Genomic DNA, 24,236 nt, shown 5'->3' with positions numbered 1-24,236 from the left:
GATTGTCATGGACATGCCTGTCAACCGCTTCAAACAACGCCTGCACAACGGCGAGGTGCAGATCGGCCTGTGGCTTGGCCTCGCCAATGCCTATAGCGCCGAGTTGGCCGCCAATGCCGGTTTCGACTGGCTGTTGATCGACGGCGAACATGCGCCCAACCACCTGCAGGGGATGCTTGCGCAATTGCAGGCCATCGCGCCCTACCCCAGCCAGGCGCTGATTCGCCCGGTGGTCGGCGACACGGCATTGATCAAGCAACTGCTCGATATCGGCGCGCAGACGCTGCTGGTGCCCATGGTCGAAAGCGCTGCCCAGGCCCAAGAACTGGTGCGCGCCCTGCAATACCCGCCCCAGGGTATTCGCGGCGTCGGCAGTGCCCTGGCCCGTGCTTCGCGCTGGAACAGCATCACCGACTACCTCGACCAGGCCGACGCGCAGATGTGCCTGCTGGTGCAGATTGAAAATCGCGAGGGCCTGGCCAATCTGGACGCTATCACCGCCGTCGAAGGCGTGGACGGCGTGTTCATCGGCCCGGCGGACTTGAGTGCGGCCATGGGGCATCGCGGTAACCCAGGGCATCCTGAAGTGCAGGCGGCGATTGAAGACGCCATTGTGCGCATCGTTCAAGCGGGCAAGGCGGCGGGGATTCTCAGTGCGGATGAACGCCTGGCGCGGCGCTATATCGAACTGGGCGCAACGTTCGTGGCGGTGGGAGCGGATACAACAGTGTTGATGCGCGGGTTGCAAAGCCTGGCCGGGAAGTTCAAAGACGTACCGGTGGCTGCCAATACCGGTGGTGTCTACTGAGATCCAATGTGGGAGCTGGCTTGCCTGCGATAGCGGTGTATCAGCGACAAATAAGCCAGCTGACCCGACGCTATCGCAGGCAAGCCAGCTCCCACAGTTGACCGGCGGTGGTTCAGTCATTAGTTCAGCGCTTGATGTTCTTCAAGTCATCCAGCAACCCCAGCAAGGTCTGGAATTTCTCTTCGCCAAGCTGATCCTGCAAACGCTGGTAGTTGGCCTCCATGCACTGGCTCATGGACTCGAAACTCGCCTTGCCCTTGTCTGCCAGGGTGATAAGCACCCGGCGCTGGTCCTGTTCGGCCTTGCGTCGGTGCACCATGCCGGCGGCTTCCATGCGCACCAGCACGCCGGTCATGCTCGGCTTTAGGATGCACGCCAGTTCCGCCAGTTGGTAAATCTCCAGCTCACCGTGCTGTTCGAGGATGCGGATGATGCGCCATTGCTGTTCGGTCAGGCCGTGTTCATTCAGCGACGGGCGGAAAAAACTCATCGCGGCCTCACGCGCTTGCAGCAAGGCCAGGGTCAGGGATTGTCGAGGTTTGGACATAGGATCAGGGTCACGAAGTATTTAGTTAATAATTTAACGAAACTCTAACATTCCCCGCCAGCGAGCGCGCTATAACTTGTGTGTGCCCTCGCCCGTGGCGCGCTGAATCAAAAACCCGGGCACGCAGGATCAAGACTTCCAGCCCGTCAGGGGCCCTAATGGAGGCATCCGCTTTAGCGCCTTCCTTCACTTTTTCAGGCTGCGCCATGATCAACATCGAAACCCCTACGTATTACACCGCCACCAAGAAATACAACCTCAGCTTCCCCACCCTGGAGCAAGACATCGACGCGGACGTCGTGGTGATCGGTGGCGGCTTTTCCGGGATCAACACCGCGCTGGAACTGGCGGAAAAAGGCATCACCAATATCGTGGTGCTTGAAGCACGCTACCTGGGCTTTGGCGGCACCGGCCGTAACGGCGGGCAGATCATGGCGGGCATCGGCCATGACCTGGAGAAGATCAAGAAGGACGTGGGCGAAGACGGGCTGCGCCAGGTGTTCGAGATCAGCGACCTGGGCGCCGACATCATCAAGAACCGCATCGCCAAGTACAACATCGATGCCGATTTCTGCCACGGCTACGGCTATATGGGCTTCAACGCCCGCCAGGAAAAAACCCTGCGCGCCTGGGAGAAGGACTTCAAGTCGGTCAACAGCCAGCATGAAATCCGCTTTCTCGGCGGCTCGGATGTGCAGCAGATCATCGGTTCCAACGCCTACACCAGTGCGCTGCTGCACATGGGCGGCGGGCATGTGCACTCGCTGAACCTGCTGCTGGGCGAGGCCACCGCGCTGGCCGGCCATGGGGTAAGGATTTTTGAGAACAGCCCGGCCCTGGAGGTCAGCTACGGCGAACGCATCACCGTGCGCACCGGGCGCGGTTCGGTACGCGCCGGCAAGTTGCTGTGGGCCTGTGACAGCTTTCTCAACAAGCTCGAACCGGAACTGCACCGCTCGACCATCAACACCTACGCCTTCCAGATGATGACCGAGCCGTTGTCCGAAGAATTGATCCAGCGCATCAGCCCGATCCGTGGCGCCTACAGCGATATCCGCCCGGTGATCGACTACTACCGCGTCACCAATGAAAACCGCCTGCTGTTCGGCGCCGCGACGCCTTTGGTCGAGCATATTCCCGGCGACCTGAAAGCCTGGAACCGCCACCTGATGCTGAAGATTTTCCCCTACCTCAAGGACGTGAAAATCGACCTGGCCTGGGGCGGCCCGATGGCGTGCAGCCCGAATCTGTTCCCGCAGATCGGCACCTTGCCGGGGCGCAGCAACGCGTTTTTCGTGCAGGGCTATTCAGGCTTTGGCGTCACCCCCAGCCACATCATCTGCAAGGTCCTGGCCGAAGGCATGAGCGAAGGCTCGGCGCGCTATGACCTGATCAGCTCGATCCGCCGCCCGACCATCATCGGCAAGGACGCAATTCGCCCTCTGCTGCTGACGGCGGGCAAATCCTGGCACCAATTGTCCGGCTACTGGAACGGGCGTCGTTGATTCGCTTTTTTTCACTCATCAGGAACCACTGCCATGACCCTCACCACCGTCAAACATAACGTCCAGCTGTCGGAACTCGATGCCTGGGGCACCGTGGCCGACCTCGGCTCACAAATCCTTGAAGGCGAGGTGCGCGCCTTCGGCAAGATGACATTCGGCGCACCTACCGATGCGGTCAGCAGCGCTTACTTCGGCACCACCCAGGGCAAATTCCGCATGGTCTACCCGTTCGCCGAACAAGCCACGGTGGTCACCGGCGAGGTCATACTCACCGATGAGTCCACCGGCCAGTCCACCCGCTACAAGGCCGGTGACAGCTGGTTTGTGACCAAGGGCACGCCGGTGCTGTGGGAAGTGGTCAGCGAGAGTTTCGTCAAACACTACTTTGCCGTCGTGTAAGGAGCCTTGCCATGAGCACTTCTTCTGACTGGATCACCGTGGGCGCCCTGGCCGACGGTTTTGCACCCGAAGCGTTCATCCTGCCGAACCTCGCCGACCTGGCGGGCCAGACCTTCACTCTGCACTTTGCCAATGGCTGGCAGATCGAGCATCGCTTCGAACAGGAGCGCCTGGCCTGGCACGCCGCCGACGGACACTCCAGCGGTAGTGCAGCCTATCGCGCCAGCTCGATTCGCCCGGGCCTGTACCTGGTGGACTTCATCAAGCACGAGGCCGGGCAAAGCTGGTCGATCAGCCTGGTGCTGGACACGCCAACGGCCTCCTTTACCGCGGTGATTGGCCGTATGCCGGAGCCGGCAGAGACCCACGAAGGTCTTTACCACCGCGCCCTGGCCGGCAAACCGCTGACCTCGGTGCACGCCGAGTTCCTCCACGGCAGCCTCGACCGGCCGTGGCAGGAGGGCCATTGCCTGCACGCCCCCACCGAGGAACTGGTGGGCCTGCGCAACCACTACCGCTACAGCCCCAGCGAGGTCTACGAGCACATCTACCTCAACCCGCGGTTCTATGCCTGGCAATGCCTTGAGGGTGTGGAGAAAGGCTTGTGCGACACCGACCGCTGCCATTACTACAAGATCGCCGAGCAGCTGTACCTGTTCGTCTGGCAGGAGAAGATCGTGCCCACCCTCGGCCTGGTGCTGATCGACCTGCAACAACACCGCAGCGACGGCAAGATCTTCGGCTACGCGGGGGCATCCTTCGACGCGCTGTCGAACTTCCCGATCAGTTCCTATTGCCAGGTGCTCAACCGCACGGAGTACCCCCGTGACTGAGGCGCGCACGGTGGTGATCACCGGGGCCGGCACCGGCATCGGCGCCGCCTGTGCCCGGCTGTACGCGCAGGAAGGCGCACGGCTGGTACTGATCGGCCGGCGCCGCGAGCCACTGGAACAGGCAGCGCAGGCCAGCGGCGGCCTGATCCTGGTGGGCGATGCCGCCTGCCCCGACACCTGGGAGGGCTTTATCCGCGAGATTCACGCCCACTACGGGCGTATCGATGTACTGCTGGCGTGTGCCGGCGGTCATGGCCTGGGCAGCGCGACCCAGACCAGCCCGTCTACGTGGGAAGCGGCGCTGCGCAGTAACCTGGACAGCGCGTTCTACAGTGCCCGCGCCTGCCTGCCGATGTTGCAGGAAAGCGCCGGCAGTGTCGTGCTGATCGGCTCCATCGCCTCGCTCGCGGCGGGGCCCGAGGTGTGCGGCTACACCACGGCCAAACATGCGTTACTCGGGCTCAATCGCTCGCTGGCACGGGACTACGGCCCCCACGGCGTGCGCGTGAACGCGGTGTGCCCGGGCTGGGTGCACACGCCGATGGCCGATGCCGAGATGCAGCCGTTGATGGAGGCGTACGGCGACACCTTGCAGCAAGCGTACGAGCGCGTGTGTGCCGATGTGCCGCTGCGCCGCGCCGCCCGGGCCGAAGAGATCGCCAAGGTATGCCGCTTCCTGGCCAGCGACGACGCATCGATCATTACCGGAGCGACCTTGGTGGCGGACGGTGGGTCCAGCATCGTCGACGTGCCGACGCTGGCGTTTACGCGCCTGGAGCCTGCTCATGCCCAATGACCTGGATTTCAGCGGCCAAGTCGTGCTGGTCACCGGCGGCGCCCAAGGGATTGGCCTGGGCATCGTCCAAGCCTTTGCCGAACGCGGTGCGCGGGTGGTGATTGCTGATCGCCTGCTGGAACAAGCTGAAAGGGTGGCCGCTGGGTTGTGCGCGCAGGGCTATCAGGTCGAGGCCGTGGGCGTTGACCTGGCGCAAGCCGAGGCGGTATTCGCCTGCGTTCAAGGGTTGGCGCAACTGGATATTGTGGTGCACAACGCCGGGTATTTCCCGCTGACAGCCTTTGCCGACATCACCCCGGCGATCTTGCAACGCACCTTGGCTGTAAACCTTTCGGCGCTGTTCTGGCTGACCCAGGCGGCGTTACCGACGTTTCGCGCGCAAGGCCGGGGTTGCGTGCTGGTGACGTCTTCGGTCACCGGCAATCGGGTGGGTTATCCGGGGCTCAGCCACTATGCGGCGTCCAAGGCGGGAGTGAATGGGTTTATCCGCAACGCGGCGCTGGAACTGGCGCCGTTGAATGTGCGGGTCAATGGCGTGGAGCCGGGCATGATCGCCACGCCGGCGATGAGCAACCTGGGCGATGCCGCGTTGAATGAGAGCATCGCCAGCCGTGTGCCGTTGGGGCGCTTGGGCGCGGCTGCGGATATCGCCGGCGCGATGTTGTTTCTGGCTTCTGACCTGGCTGGCTATATCACCGGGCAGACCTTGGTGGTGGATGGTGGGTCTACCTTGCCCGAAATCTAAAAACTCAATTCGGTCCAATGTGGGAGGGGGCTTGCTCCCGATAGCGGTGTATCAGCCAGCACATGTGTAGCTGATACACCGCTATCGGGAGCAAGCCCCCTCCCACATTGGATCTCATGCACATTGAAGAAGCTGTTTATGCCCCCACCGCCTGCAACCGGCTGGAGCGAAAATCCTTGGGCGACACTTCGAACTGTTTCTTGAATGATCGGCTGAAATGCGCCGAGTCGGTAAAGCCCCACTTGTAGGCAATCGAGGTGATCGACTCGCTACGCAGGAAGGGGTTGGTCAAGTCGTCAGCACTGCGCTTGAGCCGCGCCCGCTGGATGTAGCGGCAGACGCTGTCGTCCTGTTCCTCGAACAAACGGTACAGGTGCCGCACCGAGATATTCAGGCGGTTGGCCAGGCCAATCGGGCTCAGGCCAGGCTGGCCCAACGACTCATCAATGATCTTTTGCACATAGCTGCGCAGATTACTGCCCTGCAACGCAGCAACGCCCTCGCGGCACTCATCGCCCTGCTCCAGCGCCGAGCCCAGCAGCGACACAAAGGCCGCCTGCAGCGCGTCCACTTGCGTGGCGTCGTCGTCAGTGTCGTCCTTGCACAGTTGATCCATCAGCACATGCAACATACGCCCACAGGCTTTGGTCGAGGAGATCTTGCCGAACGCCCGCGCCTGGCCGCCCAGGTGCTTGCACACCTCAGTGCGCGACAACGACAGCGAGGCATGTTCGATCAAACCAAAGGGGGTGATTTCGATCGAGCCCACCGAGTCCATCAACAGCATCTCGCCGGGGGCCAGCTGCACGGTCTGCTCGTTCTGGGTGATCTGCGAATAGCCGCTGCGCTGGCTGACCAGGAAGCACTCCTGGTCATTGTCGTGATCGGCGTGGTGCGTCGGGCGTTTGATCAGCCCGGCATTGGTGCGCAGGATGGCCAGGCCACGGGGCAAGTTGTGGATCTCGCCAATAAACAGCGAACGGTTGAAGGCCAGTTCGGTATCGAAGTGGCCGCACGCGGCGCGCAGTTCGCGGTTCCAGCTGTCGAGCCCGTCGGGTGCATGCTGTGGGATGCTCATGGGGGTGTCTCCGCAGTGGCGTTCTTTTTGTTGTTCTGATGCAATAGTTAACATGTTATCTATATGCACGCAACAACAACCTGTTTGCCCTTTGCAGAAGCACTAATGATGCCAAACGGTATGTGGGAGGGGGCTTGCTCCCGATAGCGGTGGGCCAGCCAACACATTCATTGGATGACCCGCCGCTATCGGGAGCAAGCCCCCTCCCACAGAGGTGCGTCATTGGTTTCACAGGCCAGACATCACCCGCTGCAACCCACCTATGGCTGCCAATAGATACCTGCGTTGCTCGGTGCTCAACGCAATGTAACGCCGAAACGCAGGCATCCGATTGACCACCTCACTCCCGCCCATATGCTCCAGGCGCACACACCATTGCCGGTCCTTGAGATCAATGCGCAGGCGCTTGAAATCCAGCGGCATCAGCGCCTGGAACAACCCGCTGTCGGCCAGCAAACGCGCCTGTAGCTCACACGCCAGAGCCTGGCTGCCGGAGCGCCGGCGCACGCGGATACCGTTGCGCCGAATAGCGCCGCCATGGTGCACCTCGAAGCTGCCAGCGCCACTCGCTGAAGCCGGTACGCGCAGGACGCACTCGGTCAGCACCAGGTGCATCAACAACTGCGACTCGGTGCGCTCGACAATCTCGAAGTTCACACCGTCCACTTCAAGCGTCGCCAGGCTCAGATCACGCCGCAAGCGCGCCAGGGTCACCCCAGGTCGATAACCGCTCGGTGCACGGTCTGCGCTGAACAGCTCACACAGTTTTTGCCGCAAAGTCGTTATAACCGTCATGGGCAGGCCCCGGTTCGTGGCTGAATTCCTTGGCCAACACCTCCTCAACGCAGGCGGGCTTGAAGGGGTTGACCTTCTGCACCACCAGGGTCCAGAACAACGCATAGGTGGCGGTCACGCCGAGCATCACCCCAAACGGCACATAAATGTCGGCCGGGTTCATGCCTGGCGGGGTGATAAACCACATGCCCAGCAGGATTCCGATGCTGGAGACGATCTGCGGCAGCGGGAACCACGGCGATCGGTACGCCCTGGGCAAATCCGGACGGCGAATGCGCAGGATCACCACAGACAGCGTCACCAACAGGTAAGCAAAACTCCACGCGCACACCGCCGCCAGCACCAGGTGCATGATGTTGTCGGTATTGCCGCCCAGGTACAGCGCGTGCAGGCACGGGATCAGCATCGCCACCAGAATGCACAGCAACGGCGTCTTGAAGCGCGGGTGCAGGTAGGTGAACACCTTCGGCAACGCGCCATCCACCGCCATGCCGTAGAGGATGCGCGGAACACCGGCCATCAAGGTATTGATGGTCGCAGCACCAGCGAACAGGAAGCCGATACCCAGCCACAGCGGCCCGATCTGCCCCATCACCTGTTCAGCGAACCGTGGGATAGCCATGGGTGTGTCCAACAGGTGCACGCCGGAGGCGGCGTCGAGCACCACGTTTTCCACCTGGCGCTTCATCGCGGCGCCATAGATAAACATGCACGTCGCCACGCCCATCAGCCCGAGCATCATCGCCCGTGGCATCACCTTGGCCGATTGGCGCAGGTCCGGCGCCAGCGGGGTGACGAACTCGCAGCCGACGAACATGAACATCGCCATGCCCACCAGCGACAACACGGTGACCAGGTCGGTGCCCACCAGTGATTCCCCGAACCAGCCATCCAACTGCACCGCCGGCGCGGCGATCAGGCCCAGCACGCCGAACACCATCAGGGTGGTCCACATGCCGAACGTAAGGATGATCTCTGCGCGGCCAAAGGCGCTGACCCCGAAGGCGTTCAGCACCCCGAACACGATCACGAAACCCACGCCCAGCAGCCATGAGCCGCCGGCCGATTCTGCCAGGGTATTGAGGTGTTCGAAGTTCACCAGCGCCATGACCCCGGCGAGGATGGTTTCGGCGGTGCCGGCGAACACGTGCACGATCAGATACGCCGACAAAGTGCCGGTAATCGCAAAGAACCGGCCCATGCCGCAGTTGATGTAGTCGTACACCGAGCCGGTGGTGGGCAGTATCGAGGCGGCCTCGGCGAAGGTCGTCGCCTGGGCCAGCATCATCACCACGGCGATCAGCATCGCCAGGGCAAAGGCGCTGCCGCCAATGCCAAAACCCATGGTGGCGGTGAGGATCACCGGGCTTGCCATGATCAGCCCGATGGTGCTGGCCAACGCGGTGGGGAAACCTACCGTGCCCCGGTTGAGGTGCGCGGTGAGTCGGTCGTTGATCGACATGGTGGGGTCCTCGAAAGCGGTTTTTTTAGTGTGTCGGCACTCTGCGCCCCACCTGGCTCGATCGTCTTGCCCCTGTCTGCCGAAGGTTTTGTTGCTGCCTGCCACGGCGTATCGCCTGGCGGCCAGGGTCAACTGCCTGGCACGCATATGAAAGACTTGGCCTGCGACCGCTCGCCCTAATGCGCCCTCACTCTTAACCAAGATGGGGACAATAACAATGGAGCACACATTGAAAAACCGCCGCCTGCGCCAGGCGGTCGGCCTCGGCATTGCACTGCTGGTCGGCCAGGCCCAGGCCATCGAGTTGTATGCCGATACCGACACCCAGGTCACCGGCAACTTCCTTGCCGTCTACGGCCTGTTCAACAGCCCGAAGAACTACGATGGCCGCAGCGGCGGCTCCACCTGGCGCGAGGGGTTCATCAAGTACGGCCTGAGCGTCGAGCAGAGCCTGGGCAACCTGGGCGGCGTATACGGCACGGCGAACCTGGTGAGTTCCGGCACCTGGGGCGACGGCGATGCGTCGGGGTTGACCAACGGCACCGAGCGCACCACCAAGTTTGACGAAGCGTTCGCCGGCTGGCGCTCCGGCGAGCTGTTCCCGGCGCTGGGCAAGGATGGGGTAGACCTGTCGTTTGGCCGCCAGATCATCATGTTGGGCGACGGCTTCATCATCAACGACGACGGCCCCAACCTCGGCAATGGCGTAGGCGACGGCGAGTTCAATCGCGGCGGCGCCTACTACATTGCCGCGCGCCATGCCTTCGACAAGACTGCGGTGATTCGCCTGGGTGGCAAGGACGGCGTGCATGGCAGCCTGATGTGGATCAAATCCGACAACCGCGCCCAAGCCCTCACCGAAATGGCCGCTGGCACCCTGGAGTACAGCGCCGCGCCGGGCACCCTGGGGCTGACCTATATTCATGGGATCGATGTGGATGAGCGCTTCGCCACCGACCTGCAGCGCCAGCGCAAGGGCATGAACCTCTATAGCCTGCGCGGTGCCGGTAATGCAGGTATCGACAACGCGCACTTGGCTTTCGAACTGGCCCGCCAGGACCGCCGCGACAGCCAGCAAAACGCCGGTTACGTCGAAGCCGGCTACACCTTTGCCCACCTGCCCTGGTCACCGGACCTGACCTACCGCTACGCACGTTATTCGAAAAACTGGGACGGCATGTTCTCAGGCTTCAACCGTGGCTACGGCACCTGGGTGCAGGGCGAAGTGGCGGGCAACTATTCAGGCCCATTCAACAGCAACACGGCGGTGCAACATGTGGCGTTCAAGGTTAAGCCGCGGGACAACGTCACCCTCGGCGCACTGTTCTTTGACTACAACACCGTCAGCACCCGCGGCCAGTTGAACCTGGATGGCCGCGAACTGGACCTGTACGCCGAATGGGCGGTGAACGAGCACCTGATCATCACGCCGCTGCTGGGCCTGTACAAACCCGATAAAGCGGCCGACACCGGCGGTAACCAGGTCGGCGGCAACGGCACCAATGTCTACAGTCAGCTGGTGGTGGCCGTGCCGTTCTGAACCACCTCGGGCGCGCAGGGAGGCAGCGCCCGGACCTCGGCGTAGGCGCCCTGGTGGTAGAGCAACGGCGCACGGCCGAAGTCATCGAACGCCACCACCTTGCCGATCATGATCCAGTGATCGCCGCCATCGATCTGCTGGTACTTCTCGCAGTGAAAGCGCGCCGAGCAATCGGCGAACACTGGCGAGCCGCCCTCACCCGGCTCGTACTCGATGAGGGCGAAGCGGTCTTCACGGGGGCGCGCAAAGTTGTTGGACAGGTGCACCTGGTCCGCCGCCAGCACATTCACCGCAAAATGACTGGCCTCCTCGAACACTGCATGGCTGTTGGAGCGCTTGTCGATGCTCCACAGCACCAGCGGCGGGTCGAGGGACACCGAGTTGAAACTGTTGGCGGTCACGCCGACCTTGTGCCCGGAAGCGGTGGCGGCAGTGACCACCGTCACACCGGTGGCGAAGTTGCCGAGGGCGCGGCGAAAGGCCCTTGGGTCGAAAACGTCAGACATGCAAGACTCCCAGGTGGCCGCGAGTGGCCGCCCTTATTGTTATGGGTGATAGGCGCGGCTACACCATGCTCGGGTCGGGTTCCAGACCCATCAGCTCACGGCCGAGGATTTGCGCGCACACGTCGTAGTCGGTATAGGCATGGGCGCCTGTCATATGGGAATCGCGGAACAGGCGCTGCATCTCGTTGTGCTCGAACCAGGCATTCCCGCCCGCAGCGGCGAACAGGCGGTCTACCGCGTCGATGCACATCTTGGTGGCGTAACCCTGATTGGTGCGCCAGAACGCCAGGGTTTCCCGCGTGGGATAACGGTGGGCGGCGCTGTGTTCGGCGTGTTCCTGCCAGGTTTTTTCCAGGAACGCTCGGGCGGCGGCGACCTGGTGGGTGGACTCGGCCAGGCGCATCAACGCCGGGGTGGCTGCGCCGACGGCGGCACCGGTGTAGGCGCGCACCCGCGTCCTGGTTTTTTCGCGAAACACCTCAAGCATACGCTCGGCCACACCGAGGCTGACGGTGGAGAAGCCACTGGCAAAATATGGCCGATACGGCGCGTAGAAAATCTGGCTGTCGGGGTAGAGGCCAAAGCCTGCGGACTTGCCCTCCATCATGTCCTTGGCCTTCTGGATACGGTGTTCGGGCACCCAGGAGTTGTCGATGATCAGGGTCTTGGTGCCGCTGCCTTTCATGCCAGCGGCGAACCAGTCGTCACGAATCTGATAGTCACTGCGCGGCAACACGGCAAAGCAGTAATCCTGGGTGCCTTCGGCGTTCTGGCGACGGCAGCCGACAATCGCCCACTCGCCATGGTCACAGCCGCTGCTCCAGCCCATCTCACCGCTGAAGTACACCCCGCCCTCGCCCTCGGTCACCCGACCGAACGGCGCAATACTGCTGCTGGCCGTGGCATCCGGGTTGGCACCCCAGATTTCCTGCTGCAACTGGGCCGAGAACAGCGCCAGTTGGTGGCTGTGAGTACACAACAAGCTCATCGCCCAGGCGGTACTGGCGCAACTACCGGCGAGCAAGGCGATGCAGTCGGCGAACTCGGGCAGCGTCAGCTCCAGGCCGCCGAAGGCCTTGGGCTGAAAGGCACGGTGCAGGCCGATGCTTTTGAGCAGGGCGATATTTTCATCCGGTACCTGGCGCAGTTGCTCGGCACGGCTGGCATTCGCGGCAATGGCCGGCAAAAGGGGTTTGAGGTCTTCAAGGAGCGGGTTTGGCTTTTTCATGGACGGCCCTGCTTATTATTGGAAGTCCGACAGGCGTTCCGGATTGCGGAACGGCGCTGGATGCAGGGCCAGTATCGAACGGGCCGTGCTGGCGGGAAATGCACGTTCGGCAGGCAAGCTTGTACTTTTCACAGGCGCGGCAGGCACAGGCATAAAACCTGGCAGGCACAGTCAAGCCGCTTATTGGTGCGTTGGTTACCCTCGGGTTTTCTTTTGTGAATTGCCAGGAACCTGCCATGAGCGATATCCCGTTGCTGCCTCAAGTCGAAGCCTTTTTGCGTCGCCGCCATGGGCTGTTTATCGACGGTGTCAGCGTGCGCAGCCACGCCGATCAAACCCTGAACGTCATCAACCCTGCCACCGGCCAGGTGATCGCCGAAGTGGCCGACGCTGACCTGGCGGATATCGACGCCGCGGTCGCTTGCGCCAACCGTGGTTTCCAGCGATGGTCCCAGGCCGCGCCCGCCATACGCGGCAACGTGCTACTCAAATTGGCCGATCTGTTGGAACAGCACCGTGAAGAGCTGGCGCAGATCGAAACGTGCCAGTCGGGCAAGATCATCCAGATCTCCCGCGCCTTCGAGGTCGATCAGGCCGCGCATTTCCTGCGCTACTACGCCGGCTGGGCCACCAAGCTCAGCGGCCAGACCCTGACCCCATCCCTGCCTTCATTCAATGGCGAGCGCTACACCGCCTTTACCCTGCGCGAGCCGGTGGGCGTGGTGGTTGGCATCGTGCCGTGGAATTTCTCGACCATGATCGCCATCTGGAAACTCGCCTCGGCGCTGGTGACCGGCTGCAGCATCATCATCAAGCCCAGCGAATTCACGCCTCTGACCCTGCTGCGCATCGCTGAACTGGCCATCGACGCCGGGCTGCCGGCGGGTGTGCTGAATGTGCTCACCGGCGGCGGCCATGTCGGCAAGGGGCTGGTGGAACACCCCGGCACCCATAAAGTGTCCTTCACCGGCTCAGTGCCCACCGGCATCGCCGTCGGCCGCAGCGCCATGGGCGCCGGCCTCACCCGTGCAACCCTGGAACTGGGTGGCAAGAATGCCGCCGGCTTCCTACCCGATATGGACGTGGACAAGGCAGTGGACGGCATCATCGAAGCGGGCTTTTTGCATTCGGGGCAAATCTGCGCGGCGGCCGAACGCTTTTTCGTGCACCGCTCGCAAATCGACGCCGTGCTGGAAAAACTCAAGACGCGCCTCGGCCGCCTGAACATCGGCTCACCGCTGGACGAACACACCGAATTCGGCCCGGTCACGCACCAGCAGCACCAGCACAAACTGCTCGGCTACTTCAACCAGGCCCGCGCCGAAAACAACACGATCATCCACGGCGGCCACCTTATCGACCGGCCTGGTTGCTACGTCGAACCCACGGTGATCCTCGCCAACCACCTGCACGACACCCTGCTCAACGAAGAAACCTTCGGTCCTATCGCCACCTTCCTGCCCTACGATGACGAAGACGAACTGCTGGCGCTGATGAACCACGGGCCCTATGGGCTGAGCGCCAGCCTGTGGACCAACGATTTGGGCAAGGCCCTGCGCATGATCCCGGCCATCAATGCGGGCACCTTGTGGGTAAACATGCACACCTTGCTCGACCCGGCAGTGCCGTTTGGCGGCAGCCGGTCTTCGGGGGTTGGGCGGGAGTTTGGCAGTGCATTTATTGAGGATTACACCGAGCTTAAGTCGGTGATGATTCGGTATTGATTGGGGGGGGGGGCAGTGCACATCTGGTTTGGTGTACACCGCCCCCTCCCACATTTGGATCGCATTGCATCAGTGAGATAGCTGTCTTTGTCAGCCACTACTTGCTGCTTTCAAAAAAGCGCTCGCCTAACTGAACGGAACCACCGCCTCTGCCTCCACCTCGATCAACCATTCCGGCAACGACAACCCACTGACCATAATCCACGAAGACGGCGGCGGGTTATGCGCGAAGCGCTGGCGCAAAGCTTCAGCAATCGGCTCCTGCTGCTCCCGGGCAGATTCGACGATATACAACCGCAGCATGATCACATGGGACAGATCACCCCCCACCTCAGCCAGCACCTTCTCGACATTGTCCAACGCCGTGGCCGTCTGCTCGGCAATGCCAGGGCCCACAGTGCGCTCTTGAGCATCGACGCCCACCTGCCCGGAGAGCATGATCCGTCGCCCTTGCGGCACTTCCATGGCCTGGCTGAAACCGTATTGCAGGGAGTTAAATACCGTCGTGGGATTAATGACCTTTCGCTGCATGACGAGTCCTTGTTGGCAGTAGGAAAACAAGGCTAACCCAAAGGAACTCCTCAGTCAGACGGTTCAACATCCAGCAACATGTTCATGGATAAAGCGCTGAAGCGGACATGTCCGGTGGCCTGATGAATAAACGCAATTCAACAAGCAATGACGCCCCTCCCACATTTGGGTCGCATTGCGTCAGTGAGATAGCTGTCGTTTTCAGCGCCCAGCGCCTGCGCCTCCATCTCGATCAACCTTGCGGCAACGACCACCCGCTGGCGTTGATCCAAAGAGTGAGTTCATCAGACCGCTCTTACACAAACTTCGGGTTGCGTCCGATGAGTCTCGCCGCTAACCTTCGCGGGTCGCTGCAAAATCAGCGAATGGGTGTGGTAGCCCAGTTCTTTCATAGACCCCAAAACGCTCAAGGGCGTTTTTTTGTGCGGGCTGCTTTGTGGCGGCTGTGCATGGGAGGCTTCGGCCTGCCGGGTTTCTATGACCGGTCTACCACCCCGTGTACAGTCGCCTCCTTACTTCGTGTGGTAGCGAAATGGAGGTGCTCATTCATAGGAGCTTCGCCATGAAGAAAGTCACACCCAATCCCCCGCCATCCCCCTCGGATGACAACCCACAACTACCTCCCGATGTCATTTTCACCGTCCGCCCCGGACTCAGCACTGAAGCCGCCTTGAGCAATGCCAGCGAAATGCTGGAGTCAGCGACTGTCTGTGCCTACGACTGTGCCGAACAGCTTGACGGCCAGAGCCGCAAGCATGTGCTGGCGGTGGTGCAGATGATTGAGATTGCGCAGTTGCTGGTCGATGAAGCGCTGAACCGGGAATGCCCGGCGGCCTGATTAACAAGCGCAAACTCAACAGGCAATGACGTTCCTATATGGGAGGGGGCTTGCTCCCGATGGCGGTGGGTCAGTCACAAATGTGTCTACTGACACTACCTCATCGGGGGCAAGTCGAATCGTCGCACCGCCCCTCCCACATTTGATCTCACTGCATCAGTGAGGTAGTTGTGCCAGGGAGAGCGTGCCAGGCTATCAGGTGCCCATTGCTAGGCTGTGCGGTGAAAACTCTGCGAACTGCCAGCGCAGTGCCAATGCTGCCGGACGGCGGACCACGTGCTCCACCGTCACCGTCCACAAGCGCTGCGCGCCCTCGAACTCGGCCACTGGCGGCCCGCTGAGAATCAACGATGTGCGCCCCGCCACTTGCAGCACGTCGCCGGTTTCAAAATCGACAAACAGCAACCCCGCTACCGGATTGGCGTGCAGGTTGCCGAGGGTGTTGAAAAACAGGTTGCCGGCAAAATCGGGGATGGTCAGCACGTTGCCTTCCACCCGCACAAACCCCGTGTTGCCGCCGCGATGGGAAACGTCCACCGAGCGTTCGCCGTGCTGGTCCACGTAGCTGGCGACGAAGAAGGTGTCAGCGTTGCGGATCAGCGTTTGGGCGGCGGCGTCCAGGCTGGTGCTGCGCTCGGCTGTATCGCCAGGTTTGCGCGCAATCCCAGCGACGGGCCGCAGTTGGATGTACTTGGGGCAGTTGCCGAAAGTGTGCACCACATCAACCGCAAAGCCGTCATGATCCAGCGCTCCGATCCGACCGTTCATGCGGTTGCGACGCCGGGTGCCGAGGTCGATGCCCAGCAGGCCAACGGACGCGCCACGAGTGATGCCAGCCGAGGCCGGATCGCTTCTGGCGGGCAGGCTGTCGATTTGCAGCGCCTGTGGATCCGGTGAATGGGCAAACCCTGGCGCGCCCTCCAGCATGGTCGCCCAGGGGATACCCTGTTCGTCCACCACACCCAGAATGAGGTAAGGCAACAACGGATAAAAATCACGATGCTGCTCGGGCAAATGATCACGAATGACCTTTGGCCCGATCATGGCCATGCGTTCGGCGACGCCTGCACTTTCCTGCAAGTGCCGTTCGCCGACATGCCAAGGGGATTGTTCGATCGAGTTCATGGCGATCACCTCTGGTTGGATAACCGAATGCTGCGCCTACCCAACCCTGCAGAGAATGCCCACCCTGGGCAATCCACTATTACGCCAACTGAAATGCCGGATGTTCGCGCAACGCGGTGACGCAGTAGTCGACAAAACTGCGCACGCGCATCGGCGCATGGCGGCCTTCGCGGTAGATCACATGCACCGGCAGCGGCGGCAGTTCAAAGGCCGGCAAGACACGACGCAGTTGGCCATTTATGAGGTGATCATGAACCGGATAACTGAGGCAACGAATCACCCCTGCGCCCTGCACCGCCGCATTGATCGCGCCTTGCACCGTGGCGCAACTGAGGCGGGCGCGGGCGTTGAGGGTGTAATGCAGGAAATCCCATCGCAGCGCTTCGGCGCTGGCAATCAGATGATGTTGCTTGAGGTCGGCCGGATGCCGGGGCTCGCCTTTGGCCGCCAAATACGTGGGGCTGGCGCACAGCAGGGTGCGCACCTGGCCGACCTGCCGTGCAATCAGCGACGAGTTGGGCAGCTCACCCACCCACACCGCCACGTCAAACCCCTCTTCGTGCAGGTTGGGGTAATAGTCGTGGTAGTTAGCAATGACACGCACCGCCGGGTAGCGATCCATATAGCCAGCCAGCAGCGGCGCCATCACATAGCGACTGAACAGCAACGGCAGGCATATCCGCAGGTTGCCCTGGGCGTGCACATGGGCGCCGTTGGCCGAGGCTTCGGCCGCATCCACCGCTGCCAGCAGGCGTGCACAGTCGGCAAGATAAGCCTGGCCTGCATCGGTGAGGTTGACCCCGCGTGTGCTGCGCTGCAGCAACACCACCCGCAGGCGTGCCTCCAGGCGCGCAACCGCACGTACCAGGGTCGGGCCGGAAACCCGGGCTTGGCGTGCTGCCGACGCCAGGCTGGGTTGCCCGGCCAGCGCCGCAAACAACTGCATATCGCGAAAGCGCTCCATCAGGTGCGCCGCTTCGTCGCCGGGTTCAGGGCCGGGTCCTGCCCGAGGCGATGGCTTAAGAAGTCCACAAAGGTGTTGATCTTGGCCGGTACGCGACCATTGTGCTGGAACACCACCTGAATCGGCAGCGGCGCCGGTTCGAAAGCCTCCAGCACCAGCTCCAGCTCACCCGCCGCCACCGCTGCCGCGACTTGATACGACAGCACCCGGGTCATGCCCCAGCCCAGGCGCGACAGGTTGATTGCGGCATTGTTCGCCGTAACGCTCAGACGCGGCTCAATGGCTATCTTCAGCGGCTGGCCGGCGTCGACGAACGTCCATTCACTGACCAGTTGGCTGGACGATGAGGTGACGATCTTAGCTTCTCGCAATTGCTCAGGCCGCTGCGGGCGCCCATGTTGGTCCAGATAAGCCGGCGATGCGCACACCACCCGGCGCACTTCGCCGACCTTGATCGCCTGCTGCCCGGGTTCGTGCAGATGGCCGATACGCACCGCTACATCGACGCCTTCGTCAGCCATATTGACTACACGGTCGACCAGCAAGGCACTGATGTTCACCAGGGGAAACTGGTCCAGGTACTCCCCCAGCACAGGCGCCACATACAGCTCGCCAAACAGCACCGGTGCGGTCACTGTCAGGTGACCGCCGGGGATGGAGTAACTGCCCGCTGCCGCTTCCTCGGCCTCGTCCAGCTCGGCAAGGATACGCCGGCAATCTTCCAGGTAACGCTGGCCGGCTTCGGTCAGGTGCAGGCTGCGCGTGGTGCGCGCCAGCAGTTGCGTACCGATGCGCTGTTCCATAGCGGCAATGGCGCGGGTCACGCTGGGTGGCGAGGTCTTCAGGCGGCGTGCAGCAGCAGAAAAACCCTCCTCCTCGGCCACCGCCAGGAATACCTGCATCTCATGAAATCGGTCCATCGCCATCCCTTGATCGTTACTGTGATTGCAGCCCCACCGCCGTGCGCGGCATAGCGACAAACCCTGGCAAGGCTTCGATGCTGGCAAGCCAGGCACGCACCTCAGGGTAGTCGGCCAGCGACACGTTGCCTTCCGGCGCATGGGCCACGTAGGTATAGAACGCAATATCGGCAATGCTTGGCTGATCACCAGCCAGAAAACGGCTCTCGCCCAGCTGCTGCTCCATCACGTTCAGCAGGGCATAGGCTCGGTTGATTGCGCTGACAGTGTCCACCTCGGCGCCAAACACTGTGGCCAAGCGCGCCGTGGCGGGCCCCGCATGGAGTTGACCGGCGGCGGCCGACAGCCAGCGTTGGACCCGCGCATGCCCGATGGGCTCGCTCGGCAACCACTGCCCTTTGCCATAGGTACTGGCAAGGTAAACCAGAATCGCATTGGAGTCGGCCAAGACAGTACCGCCGTCATCGATCACCGGTACCTGGCCGAAGCAGTTGAGATTAGCAATGAATTCGGGCGTTTTATGCGCACCTTGCTTGAGGTCCACCAGGATAAATTCATTGGGCAAGCCCAGCAGGGACAACATCAGCTCGACCCGATGGGAGTGGCCGGACAATGGAAAACCATAAAGTTTGATCGCAGGCTGGGTCATGAAAGGCTCCAAAAGAATGGGTATCGACGCCAGGCATATTCCACTGCCGCCTCAGTCGGCGGAATGACCAGAATTTACAATCCAGCATTTCATTGGGCGAAACAATCACCTGTCCGAAATTCTCGGCGCCGGCGTCGCAATTTCATGAAAAAAATTCAAACTATCGTCCTTCCTATCGTTCACACCTTCACGTGCAACGTTAAGTAGGAGGCGACATGCAATACCGACAACTGGGTCATTCCGGCCTGCTGGTATCGGAAATCATCCTGGGCACCGTGCCCTTTGGCGGTCGTGCGGAGTTCGAAAAATGCGGCGCAGTGGACGTGCCCTTGGCCAAGCGTATGTTCGATATCGCGTTCGATGCCGGGGTGAATATGGTCGACACCGCCGATCTTTACTCCCACGGCTTGGCCGAAGAGGTCGTCGGCAAAGCCTTGGGCGACAAGCGCAACGATATTCTGCTGGCGACCAAGGGCCGCAGCCCGGTGGACCAGAACCCGAACAATTCCGGCTCATCGCGCTATCACTTGATTCGCGCCTGTGAAGCCAGTTTGAAGCGTTTGGGCACCGACCATATCGACCTGTACCAACTGCATAACTGGGACGGCATGACGCCCATCGAAGAGACCCTCGAAGCCCTGCGTCTGTTAGTCGGCTCGGGAAAGATCCGTTACTTCGGCACCAGCAACTTCACCGCCTGGCAGATGATGAAAACCCTGGGCAAGGCTGAGCTGCACGGCATGCTCAAGCCCATCACCCAGCAGATCTACTACACCCCGGAATCCCGTGAAGCCGAGTACGAATTGCTGCCGTTGGCCTTGGACCAGCACGTCGGTACTTTGGTATGGGGCCCGATGGGCGAAGGCTTGCTGACCGGCTCGACCCGACGCGGGCATAAGCCGCCGGCAAATACGCGCCAGGGCAGCGGCTGGCCGGAACCCTATGTGCATGACCAGGAGCGTGCCCTGGACATTATCGAAACCCTTGCCGCCGTCGGTGATGAGCATGGCGTATCGGTCGCCCGTACCTGCCTGGCCTGGCTCAAGGATCGTCCGGGGATCACCTCGCTGATCGTCGGAGCGCGTACCGAAGAGCACCTGCGCGATAACCTTGCCGCGACTGAACTGAAGCTGACCGAGGAACAATCGTCACGCATCGAGGCGGTCACCCGGCGTCAGCCGTTGTATCCCTATTGGCATCGCTTTACGGCCGGGATTGATCGTTTTGATCCTGCGGAACAGCCGTTCCTGGCCGAGCACCAAAAGACCATGGATGCGCGCAAGGACAAGTAAACACAACCCTTAATGTGGGAGCGAGCTTGCTCGCGAAAGACGTCATCGATAACGCGTGGTTCCTGATTAAACGTGGCGCCTGTGCGTTTTTCGCAAGTAAGCTCGCGCCTACAAAGAACCTTAAGCCCGCGCCCACATTTTCGGGTTGCACCGAATAGCAATGCTGCCTATATTTGCCGCCTGGCGCTCTCTACGCCACCTTCCGCGGAAAGGGCTGCGCCCAGGACATCACAGCTCTACCTCATTTCTACGACTCCCAACCTTAAAGCGGAAAAGGTTCGAACAAGGAGCTCGTATGTCGCAACGCCCTTTCGCCTCAAACACCGACGGCCGCCTCAACCTTGAGCAGCAGCGCAAGCGCGCCAAGGAACTGTTGTCGCGCCTGAAAAGCCAAGACCCCAGCGCAACCTTGTCCCAGGCTCAATGGCAGCTTGCCAAACAGCTGGGCTTCGCCAGTTGGCCCAAGCTCAAGGCCCATGTCGACGCCCTCGACTTTGCCGCCCGCCACCCTGGTTTCGAGGCCAGCGATGAATCCCGCACCACCCATTGGCGGTGTGGCAATGATATTGCCCACAGCCTGCAACTGGCCGGGTTCAAGGGCCAGTTCCGGATGCTCACGGACCCGTTGTGCATGGGGCCAGTGCGTGAACTGCCAAGCGAAGCGTTCCGCGCGATGCGCAGTACTTTTATCAGTCAGGCCTTTGCCCTTGACTCCACTGAAGTTGCGCATCGCGTCAACGATGAATACGACCAACTACAAACCTTGGCCAATACCGATCACAGTGTGCTGTGGTGCGAGGCGGACGCCTACGACCAACTGTTTCTGGTGCGCGCCCTGGCCGGCCTGGAGCAGGCGCCGCGCAAGCTGGAGCTGATTGAGGCCGACCGCATTCCCGGGGTCGAGCGATTTATCGGCATAGGCCAATTGGCCCCCGATGTGCTGGCCTGGCTCTGGCCGCAGCGGCGCTTGATCGACGACAACGCAGTGCAATTGGCCAAACGGGCCTGGTCGGCTTATTGCGACAGCTCACCGCTCAAGCTCGCGGAACTGGCCCATGGCAATTACCCTGCCCTGCCTTTTCTGGCACCGGCGTTACGACGCCAGTTACAGGAGTTGCCGGGTATCGAGGACGGTTTGTCGCTGACTGAACGTTTGTCCCTGAGGTATATCGCCGAGGCCGGGCCTGTGCCTTTCGGCCGGGTGTTTGCCGAGTTGATGGCCAAGCGCGAGCCACTGCCTTTCCTGGGCGACATGATGTTCCATGCGCTGCTGCGCCCATTGATTGATGGGGCGGCGCCGCTGCTGATCGAGTCCGAAACGGACGTGGAGTGGCCGCGCCGCGTATTGGCGTTGACGCCACTGGCGCAGCAGGTGCTGGATGGCAATGCCTGCTGGCTGGACCACGCCAGCCATGAGCGTTGGGTCGGCGGTGTGTGCCTGCGGCCACGGCAACCTCATTGGGCACTGGGCCTTGATGATCTGCCCGTCTGGCGTGACTGATGCCGCGCGATACGATCAGCGCTTGGGAAACAACCCCACGGCACATGCCACCACAGTCGGGTCGCCTTGGTAGACCGCCCGCGGGCTCATCGAAGGCGGGGGCGACCGGCCGTCCACGGTGCGCAGTATCGGCCGCTCAACGGTCGGGGAACTGTGCGCCGGATCAACAATTTCCATGCAGCGACGCAGGGAGTTGAAGTCGGGCGATTGTGACAACGACAGGTGCAGGGTCTGGCTAACCGAGACCGACACCACAGAGCGCTGCGCACATTGCCCGTCATAGATCAGCGTATGGCGGATCAACGGGTTGTCATGGCAGTACTTGAGCAGGTTGACCTGCCGTGAGTGCACTAGCGCAGTGTTGATGATCAGCAGGTCAAACGCCACAACGCCCGAGCGTGTCAGTGCCTGCAACTCGTCGAACGAACTCAACGGCGCGATGCGGTGATAGCCCAGCTGGTTGAGCATTTTCTCGATCTTGATCCGTTGCAAAAGCTCTGCATCGGCAATCAGAAGGCGTAACGCTTTATTGGACATAGGGTAAACCTGACAGTTGGGCATCCGCGTCGATCATTCAACGCTGAGCAAAGTAACCGTCAGGGGTGAACCCTGACTTTAAGGCGATTCTGAAACGGCAATCCGGGGCACACCGTACTTTTAAGAATCGCCTCAAAGCCTTCGCGCCACTCGCCACCTACCATGAGCTGCGTTCCCTTACCCGACCATGGAATTGCCGTGTTCATGTTTCTACTCAGAATGGTGCTGGTGGCCTGCGGGCTGCTGGTGCTTGCGCCCCCGCCTGCCAATGCGGCGCTGAAGATCGAAGGCACGCGCCTGATCTACTTCGGCCAGGACAAAGCCGCCGGTATCAGCGTGGTCAACCAGGCCTCGCAAGAAGTCGTGGTGCAAACCTGGATCACAGGCGAGGACGAATCCACCGACCGTACCGTGCCCTTTGCCGCCACCGAGCCATTGGTACAGCTGGGCGCCGGGGAGCATCACAAGCTGCGCATCCTGTATGCCGGTGAAGGCTTGCCCAGCGATCGCGAATCGCTGTTCTGGCTCAATATCATGGAGATCCCGCTCAAGCCCGAAGACCCCAACAGCGTGCAATTCGCGATCCGCCAGCGGCTCAAGCTGTTCTATCGGCCCCCCGCACTCCAGGGCGGCTCGGCCGAGGCGGTGCAGCAATTGGTATGGAGCAGCGACGGGCGCACGGTAACCGTCAACAACCCCAGCGCCTTTCACTTGTCACTGGTCAACCTGCGAACCGACAGCCAGACGCTCAGCGATTACCTGCTGCTCAAGCCCCATGAACGCAAAACCCTGACCGCGCTCGACGCTGCGCCCAAGGGCGCCACCCTCCACTTCACCGAAATCACCGATATCGGTTTGCAAGCCCGTCATAGCACGGCGCTTAACTGATAAATCACGGGGTATTTGAACCGATGTCACTGACCAAACGCTGTTTACCGCTTCTGGTGTTGACCTGCGCGGTCTTGCCCGCCACCAGCTACGCACTGGCCTGCCGCGAGGACGGCACCAACTCGATCATCACCCAGGAAGCGCTGGGCACGGCGCTGGCGGTGGCAGCCGATGCCCCCAACGGCACGATTATCTGGGAGTCCGGCCCTCGCTCGACCAACGTGATCTGCAAGGACGACTACCTCCACGGCCGTGAGGAAGTGTATTTCTACGTCAACCCGGCCAACGTGAGCATCGGCACCGGGATCCGCGTGGGCATTCGCTACAACAACCAGCCGATTACCCAAAGCACCGGCAAGGTGGGCACCGGTTTCTTCTCCGACCGAGGCTGCAATTTGTCCAATTGCGTGGGTTGGGACAAGGCGCGCTTTACGCTCAATTTCAGCGTATTCATCGAGAAGTACGACCCCACCCCACCGAGTGGCCAGGCCAGCACCTTGACCTCTTACCGCGTGTTCCAACTGGATGGCGTGCGCGGGCTCAACTCACGACCCAACAGCAACTTCAATTATGTGGTCACCGGCATGAACGATATCCGCTTCGTACCTTGCACTCCGGAACTGACCATCAGCCCCAGCGTGGTCAACTTCCCCACACCCTCGCGCAAGGCCTCGATCGGTGAAGTCGCCAGCAGCGCGAACTTCAGCCTGAACCTGCGCAAGGGCTGCGACACGCCCTATACCGTCAGCGCACGCTTCGCCACCACGCCGGGCGGCGGCAGTGTGAACAATGGCCTGCTGGTGCCGGACAACAACAGCTCAGTCGGCATCTCGCTGTCTCGCGCCGAGAGCCAGCAGCAACTGCCCTTCAACAACTGGTTCACGCTGCAGGAGCTGATGGGCCTGGGCCAGAGCCACGATGAATTCCGCGCCGACCTCAAGTGGCGCACCCTACCGATTCCCGGAGCGTTCGACGCTGCCGTGGTGGTGGATATGTACTACAAGTAGGTGATTTTTAAGGATCGT

At 61.5% G+C, this 24,236-nt stretch carries 24 protein-coding genes and 1 pseudogene; 13 read left to right on the top strand and 12 right to left on the bottom strand.

Annotation, left to right across the window (positions count from 1 at the left end; all coding sequences use genetic code 11):
- Window positions 1–7 precede the first annotated feature (7 nt).
- Window positions 8–808 (top strand): 4-hydroxy-2-oxoheptanedioate aldolase, encoded by an 801-nt coding sequence (gene hpaI, locus FW800_RS11175; protein ID WP_446437625.1) that lies wholly within the window; start codon window positions 8–10, stop codon window positions 806–808.
- A gap of 124 nt (window positions 809–932) precedes the next feature.
- On the opposite strand, the gene hpaR is transcribed toward hpaI, so the two are convergent.
- Window positions 933–1,355 (bottom strand): homoprotocatechuate degradation operon regulator HpaR, encoded by a 423-nt coding sequence (hpaR, locus tag FW800_RS11170; RefSeq protein WP_005789546.1) that lies wholly within the window; start codon window positions 1,353–1,355, stop codon window positions 933–935.
- Window positions 1,356–1,561: 206 nt separating this feature from the next.
- Between hpaR and FW800_RS11165 the strand changes: the two genes are divergently transcribed.
- Genes FW800_RS11165 through FW800_RS11145 form a run of 5 tightly spaced genes read left to right on the top strand, consistent with a single transcriptional unit; the run spans window position 1,562 to window position 5,633 of the window.
- The gene (locus FW800_RS11165; RefSeq protein WP_446437624.1) at window positions 1,562–2,860 is read left to right on the top strand and encodes an NAD(P)/FAD-dependent oxidoreductase; all 1,299 of its coding nucleotides are present in this window, start codon (window positions 1,562–1,564) and stop codon (window positions 2,858–2,860) included.
- A 33-nt stretch (window positions 2,861–2,893) separates the two neighbouring features.
- Window positions 2,894–3,259 (top strand): cupin domain-containing protein, encoded by a 366-nt coding sequence (locus FW800_RS11160; protein ID WP_078821793.1) that lies wholly within the window; start codon window positions 2,894–2,896, stop codon window positions 3,257–3,259.
- Window positions 3,260–3,270: 11 nt separating this feature from the next.
- A complete protein-coding gene (locus FW800_RS11155) occupies window positions 3,271–4,092 on the top strand; it encodes a molybdenum cofactor biosynthesis F family protein (protein WP_078821794.1) in 822 nt (273 codons plus the stop codon).
- Window positions 4,085–4,888: an SDR family NAD(P)-dependent oxidoreductase gene (locus tag FW800_RS11150; protein WP_446437623.1), complete on the top strand. Its 804-nt coding sequence runs from the start codon at window positions 4,085–4,087 to the stop codon at window positions 4,886–4,888. Before FW800_RS11155 ends, FW800_RS11150 begins: the two co-directional genes overlap by 8 nt.
- Complete coding sequence (locus FW800_RS11145) at window positions 4,878–5,633, top strand: SDR family oxidoreductase (protein WP_446437622.1); 756 nt, start codon at window positions 4,878–4,880, stop codon at window positions 5,631–5,633. Before FW800_RS11150 ends, FW800_RS11145 begins: the two co-directional genes overlap by 11 nt.
- Window positions 5,634–5,769: 136 nt before the next feature.
- Here the strand turns inward: FW800_RS11145 and feaR are convergent, their stop codons facing one another.
- From feaR to FW800_RS11130, 3 genes are all read right to left on the bottom strand, one after another.
- Window positions 5,770–6,711, bottom strand: coding sequence for a transcriptional regulator FeaR (gene feaR, locus FW800_RS11140; RefSeq protein WP_446437621.1), 942 nt, complete (start codon window positions 6,709–6,711; stop codon window positions 5,770–5,772).
- A 228-nt stretch (window positions 6,712–6,939) separates the two neighbouring features.
- Window positions 6,940–7,506 carry a DUF3156 family protein gene (locus tag FW800_RS11135; protein WP_446437620.1) on the bottom strand — a complete coding sequence of 189 codons (567 nt, stop codon included), beginning with the start codon at window positions 7,504–7,506 and terminating at the stop codon, window positions 6,940–6,942.
- The gene (locus tag FW800_RS11130) at window positions 7,469–8,968 is read right to left on the bottom strand and encodes an APC family permease (protein ID WP_446437619.1); all 1,500 of its coding nucleotides are present in this window, start codon (window positions 8,966–8,968) and stop codon (window positions 7,469–7,471) included. Before FW800_RS11130 ends, FW800_RS11135 begins: the two co-directional genes overlap by 38 nt.
- A gap of 217 nt (window positions 8,969–9,185) precedes the next feature.
- On the opposite strand from FW800_RS11130, the gene FW800_RS11125 reads away from it, so the two are divergent.
- Window positions 9,186–10,508, top strand: coding sequence for a hypothetical protein (locus FW800_RS11125; RefSeq protein WP_446437618.1), 1,323 nt, complete (start codon window positions 9,186–9,188; stop codon window positions 10,506–10,508).
- 32 nt (window positions 10,509–10,540) lie between these two features.
- Here the strand turns inward: FW800_RS11125 and FW800_RS11120 are convergent.
- Both FW800_RS11120 and FW800_RS11115 read right to left on the bottom strand, forming a co-directional pair.
- Window positions 10,541–11,014 (bottom strand): annotated as a pseudogene (locus FW800_RS11120) (flavin reductase family protein); the annotation flags it as partial.
- 58 nt (window positions 11,015–11,072) lie between these two features.
- Window positions 11,073–12,242, bottom strand: coding sequence for a p-hydroxyphenylacetate 3-hydroxylase oxygenase component (locus FW800_RS11115; protein ID WP_446437617.1), 1,170 nt, complete (start codon window positions 12,240–12,242; stop codon window positions 11,073–11,075).
- A 236-nt stretch (window positions 12,243–12,478) separates the two neighbouring features.
- Between FW800_RS11115 and FW800_RS11110 the strand changes: the two genes are divergently transcribed.
- Window positions 12,479–13,966: an aldehyde dehydrogenase family protein gene (locus FW800_RS11110; RefSeq protein WP_446437616.1), complete on the top strand. Its 1,488-nt coding sequence runs from the start codon at window positions 12,479–12,481 to the stop codon at window positions 13,964–13,966.
- Between the two features lie 126 nt (window positions 13,967–14,092).
- Here the strand turns inward: FW800_RS11110 and FW800_RS11105 are convergent, their stop codons facing one another.
- On the bottom strand, window positions 14,093–14,497 hold the full coding sequence (locus tag FW800_RS11105) for a RidA family protein (protein WP_446437615.1): 405 nt from the start codon (window positions 14,495–14,497) through the stop codon (window positions 14,093–14,095).
- Between the two features lie 562 nt (window positions 14,498–15,059).
- Here FW800_RS11105 and FW800_RS11100 point away from each other — a divergent pair.
- Window positions 15,060–15,335 carry a DUF6124 family protein gene (locus tag FW800_RS11100; protein ID WP_032880349.1) on the top strand — a complete coding sequence of 92 codons (276 nt, stop codon included), beginning with the start codon at window positions 15,060–15,062 and terminating at the stop codon, window positions 15,333–15,335.
- A gap of 195 nt (window positions 15,336–15,530) precedes the next feature.
- On the opposite strand, the gene FW800_RS11095 is transcribed toward FW800_RS11100, so the two are convergent.
- From FW800_RS11095 to FW800_RS11080, 4 genes are all read right to left on the bottom strand, one after another.
- Window positions 15,531–16,460, bottom strand: coding sequence for a flavin-nucleotide-binding protein (locus tag FW800_RS11095; RefSeq protein WP_446437614.1), 930 nt, complete (start codon window positions 16,458–16,460; stop codon window positions 15,531–15,533).
- Window positions 16,461–16,539: 79 nt separating this feature from the next.
- Entirely contained in the window at window positions 16,540–17,424 is an 885-nt protein-coding gene (locus FW800_RS11090; protein WP_446437613.1) for a LysR family transcriptional regulator, read from the bottom strand.
- A complete protein-coding gene (locus tag FW800_RS11085) occupies window positions 17,424–18,344 on the bottom strand; it encodes a LysR family transcriptional regulator (protein ID WP_446437612.1) in 921 nt (306 codons plus the stop codon). Before FW800_RS11085 ends, FW800_RS11090 begins: the two co-directional genes overlap by 1 nt.
- 16 nt (window positions 18,345–18,360) lie before the next feature.
- The gene (locus FW800_RS11080) at window positions 18,361–18,993 is read right to left on the bottom strand and encodes a glutathione S-transferase family protein (protein ID WP_446437611.1); all 633 of its coding nucleotides are present in this window, start codon (window positions 18,991–18,993) and stop codon (window positions 18,361–18,363) included.
- 215 nt (window positions 18,994–19,208) lie between these two features.
- On the opposite strand from FW800_RS11080, the gene FW800_RS11075 reads away from it, so the two are divergent.
- Together FW800_RS11075 and FW800_RS11070 are read left to right on the top strand one after the other, a co-directional pair.
- Window positions 19,209–20,285, top strand: a complete 1,077-nt coding sequence (locus FW800_RS11075; RefSeq protein WP_103733819.1) for an aldo/keto reductase — start codon at window positions 19,209–19,211, stop codon at window positions 20,283–20,285.
- 295 nt (window positions 20,286–20,580) lie between these two features.
- Complete coding sequence (locus tag FW800_RS11070; protein ID WP_446437610.1) at window positions 20,581–21,786, top strand: DUF1835 domain-containing protein; 1,206 nt, start codon at window positions 20,581–20,583, stop codon at window positions 21,784–21,786.
- A gap of 15 nt (window positions 21,787–21,801) precedes the next feature.
- Here the strand turns inward: FW800_RS11070 and FW800_RS11065 are convergent, their stop codons facing one another.
- Entirely contained in the window at window positions 21,802–22,323 is a 522-nt protein-coding gene (locus tag FW800_RS11065) for a chemotaxis protein CheY (protein WP_248128619.1), read from the bottom strand.
- A 204-nt stretch (window positions 22,324–22,527) separates the two neighbouring features.
- Between FW800_RS11065 and FW800_RS11060 the strand changes: the two genes are divergently transcribed.
- Entirely contained in the window at window positions 22,528–23,211 is a 684-nt protein-coding gene (locus FW800_RS11060; protein ID WP_446437609.1) for a fimbrial biogenesis chaperone, read from the top strand.
- Window positions 23,212–23,234: 23 nt separating this feature from the next.
- On the top strand, window positions 23,235–24,218 hold the full coding sequence (locus FW800_RS11055) for a fimbrial protein (RefSeq protein ID WP_046068816.1): 984 nt from the start codon (window positions 23,235–23,237) through the stop codon (window positions 24,216–24,218).
- The last annotated feature ends 18 nt before the right edge of the window (window positions 24,219–24,236 follow it).

The organism is Pseudomonas sp. 910_23, from assembly GCF_052850795.1.
The sequence above is the reverse complement of the archived record's forward strand: the minus strand, read 5'-3'. Positions and strand labels throughout refer to the sequence as shown.

Coding starts and splice junctions, on each gene's coding strand:
- hpaI (WP_446437625.1), top strand. CDS start 8: ATGGACATGCCTGTCAACCGCTTCAAACAACGCCTGCACAACGGCGAG.
- hpaR (WP_005789546.1), bottom strand. CDS start 1,355: ATGTCCAAACCTCGACAATCCCTGACCCTGGCCTTGCTGCAAGCGCGT.
- FW800_RS11165 (WP_446437624.1), top strand. CDS start 1,562: ATGATCAACATCGAAACCCCTACGTATTACACCGCCACCAAGAAATAC.
- FW800_RS11160 (WP_078821793.1), top strand. CDS start 2,894: ATGACCCTCACCACCGTCAAACATAACGTCCAGCTGTCGGAACTCGAT.
- FW800_RS11155 (WP_078821794.1), top strand. CDS start 3,271: ATGAGCACTTCTTCTGACTGGATCACCGTGGGCGCCCTGGCCGACGGT.
- FW800_RS11145 (WP_446437622.1), top strand. CDS start 4,878: ATGCCCAATGACCTGGATTTCAGCGGCCAAGTCGTGCTGGTCACCGGC.
- feaR (WP_446437621.1), bottom strand. CDS start 6,711: ATGAGCATCCCACAGCATGCACCCGACGGGCTCGACAGCTGGAACCGC.
- FW800_RS11135 (WP_446437620.1), bottom strand. CDS start 7,506: ATGACGGTTATAACGACTTTGCGGCAAAAACTGTGTGAGCTGTTCAGC.
- FW800_RS11130 (WP_446437619.1), bottom strand. CDS start 8,968: ATGTCGATCAACGACCGACTCACCGCGCACCTCAACCGGGGCACGGTA.
- FW800_RS11125 (WP_446437618.1), top strand. CDS start 9,186: ATGGAGCACACATTGAAAAACCGCCGCCTGCGCCAGGCGGTCGGCCTC.
- FW800_RS11115 (WP_446437617.1), bottom strand. CDS start 12,242: ATGAAAAAGCCAAACCCGCTCCTTGAAGACCTCAAACCCCTTTTGCCG.
- FW800_RS11110 (WP_446437616.1), top strand. CDS start 12,479: ATGAGCGATATCCCGTTGCTGCCTCAAGTCGAAGCCTTTTTGCGTCGC.
- FW800_RS11105 (WP_446437615.1), bottom strand. CDS start 14,497: ATGCAGCGAAAGGTCATTAATCCCACGACGGTATTTAACTCCCTGCAA.
- FW800_RS11100 (WP_032880349.1), top strand. CDS start 15,060: ATGAAGAAAGTCACACCCAATCCCCCGCCATCCCCCTCGGATGACAAC.
- FW800_RS11095 (WP_446437614.1), bottom strand. CDS start 16,460: ATGAACTCGATCGAACAATCCCCTTGGCATGTCGGCGAACGGCACTTG.
- FW800_RS11090 (WP_446437613.1), bottom strand. CDS start 17,424: ATGGAGCGCTTTCGCGATATGCAGTTGTTTGCGGCGCTGGCCGGGCAA.
- FW800_RS11085 (WP_446437612.1), bottom strand. CDS start 18,344: ATGGACCGATTTCATGAGATGCAGGTATTCCTGGCGGTGGCCGAGGAG.
- FW800_RS11080 (WP_446437611.1), bottom strand. CDS start 18,993: ATGACCCAGCCTGCGATCAAACTTTATGGTTTTCCATTGTCCGGCCAC.
- FW800_RS11075 (WP_103733819.1), top strand. CDS start 19,209: ATGCAATACCGACAACTGGGTCATTCCGGCCTGCTGGTATCGGAAATC.
- FW800_RS11070 (WP_446437610.1), top strand. CDS start 20,581: ATGTCGCAACGCCCTTTCGCCTCAAACACCGACGGCCGCCTCAACCTT.
- FW800_RS11065 (WP_248128619.1), bottom strand. CDS start 22,323: ATGTCCAATAAAGCGTTACGCCTTCTGATTGCCGATGCAGAGCTTTTG.
- FW800_RS11060 (WP_446437609.1), top strand. CDS start 22,528: ATGTTTCTACTCAGAATGGTGCTGGTGGCCTGCGGGCTGCTGGTGCTT.
- FW800_RS11055 (WP_046068816.1), top strand. CDS start 23,235: ATGTCACTGACCAAACGCTGTTTACCGCTTCTGGTGTTGACCTGCGCG.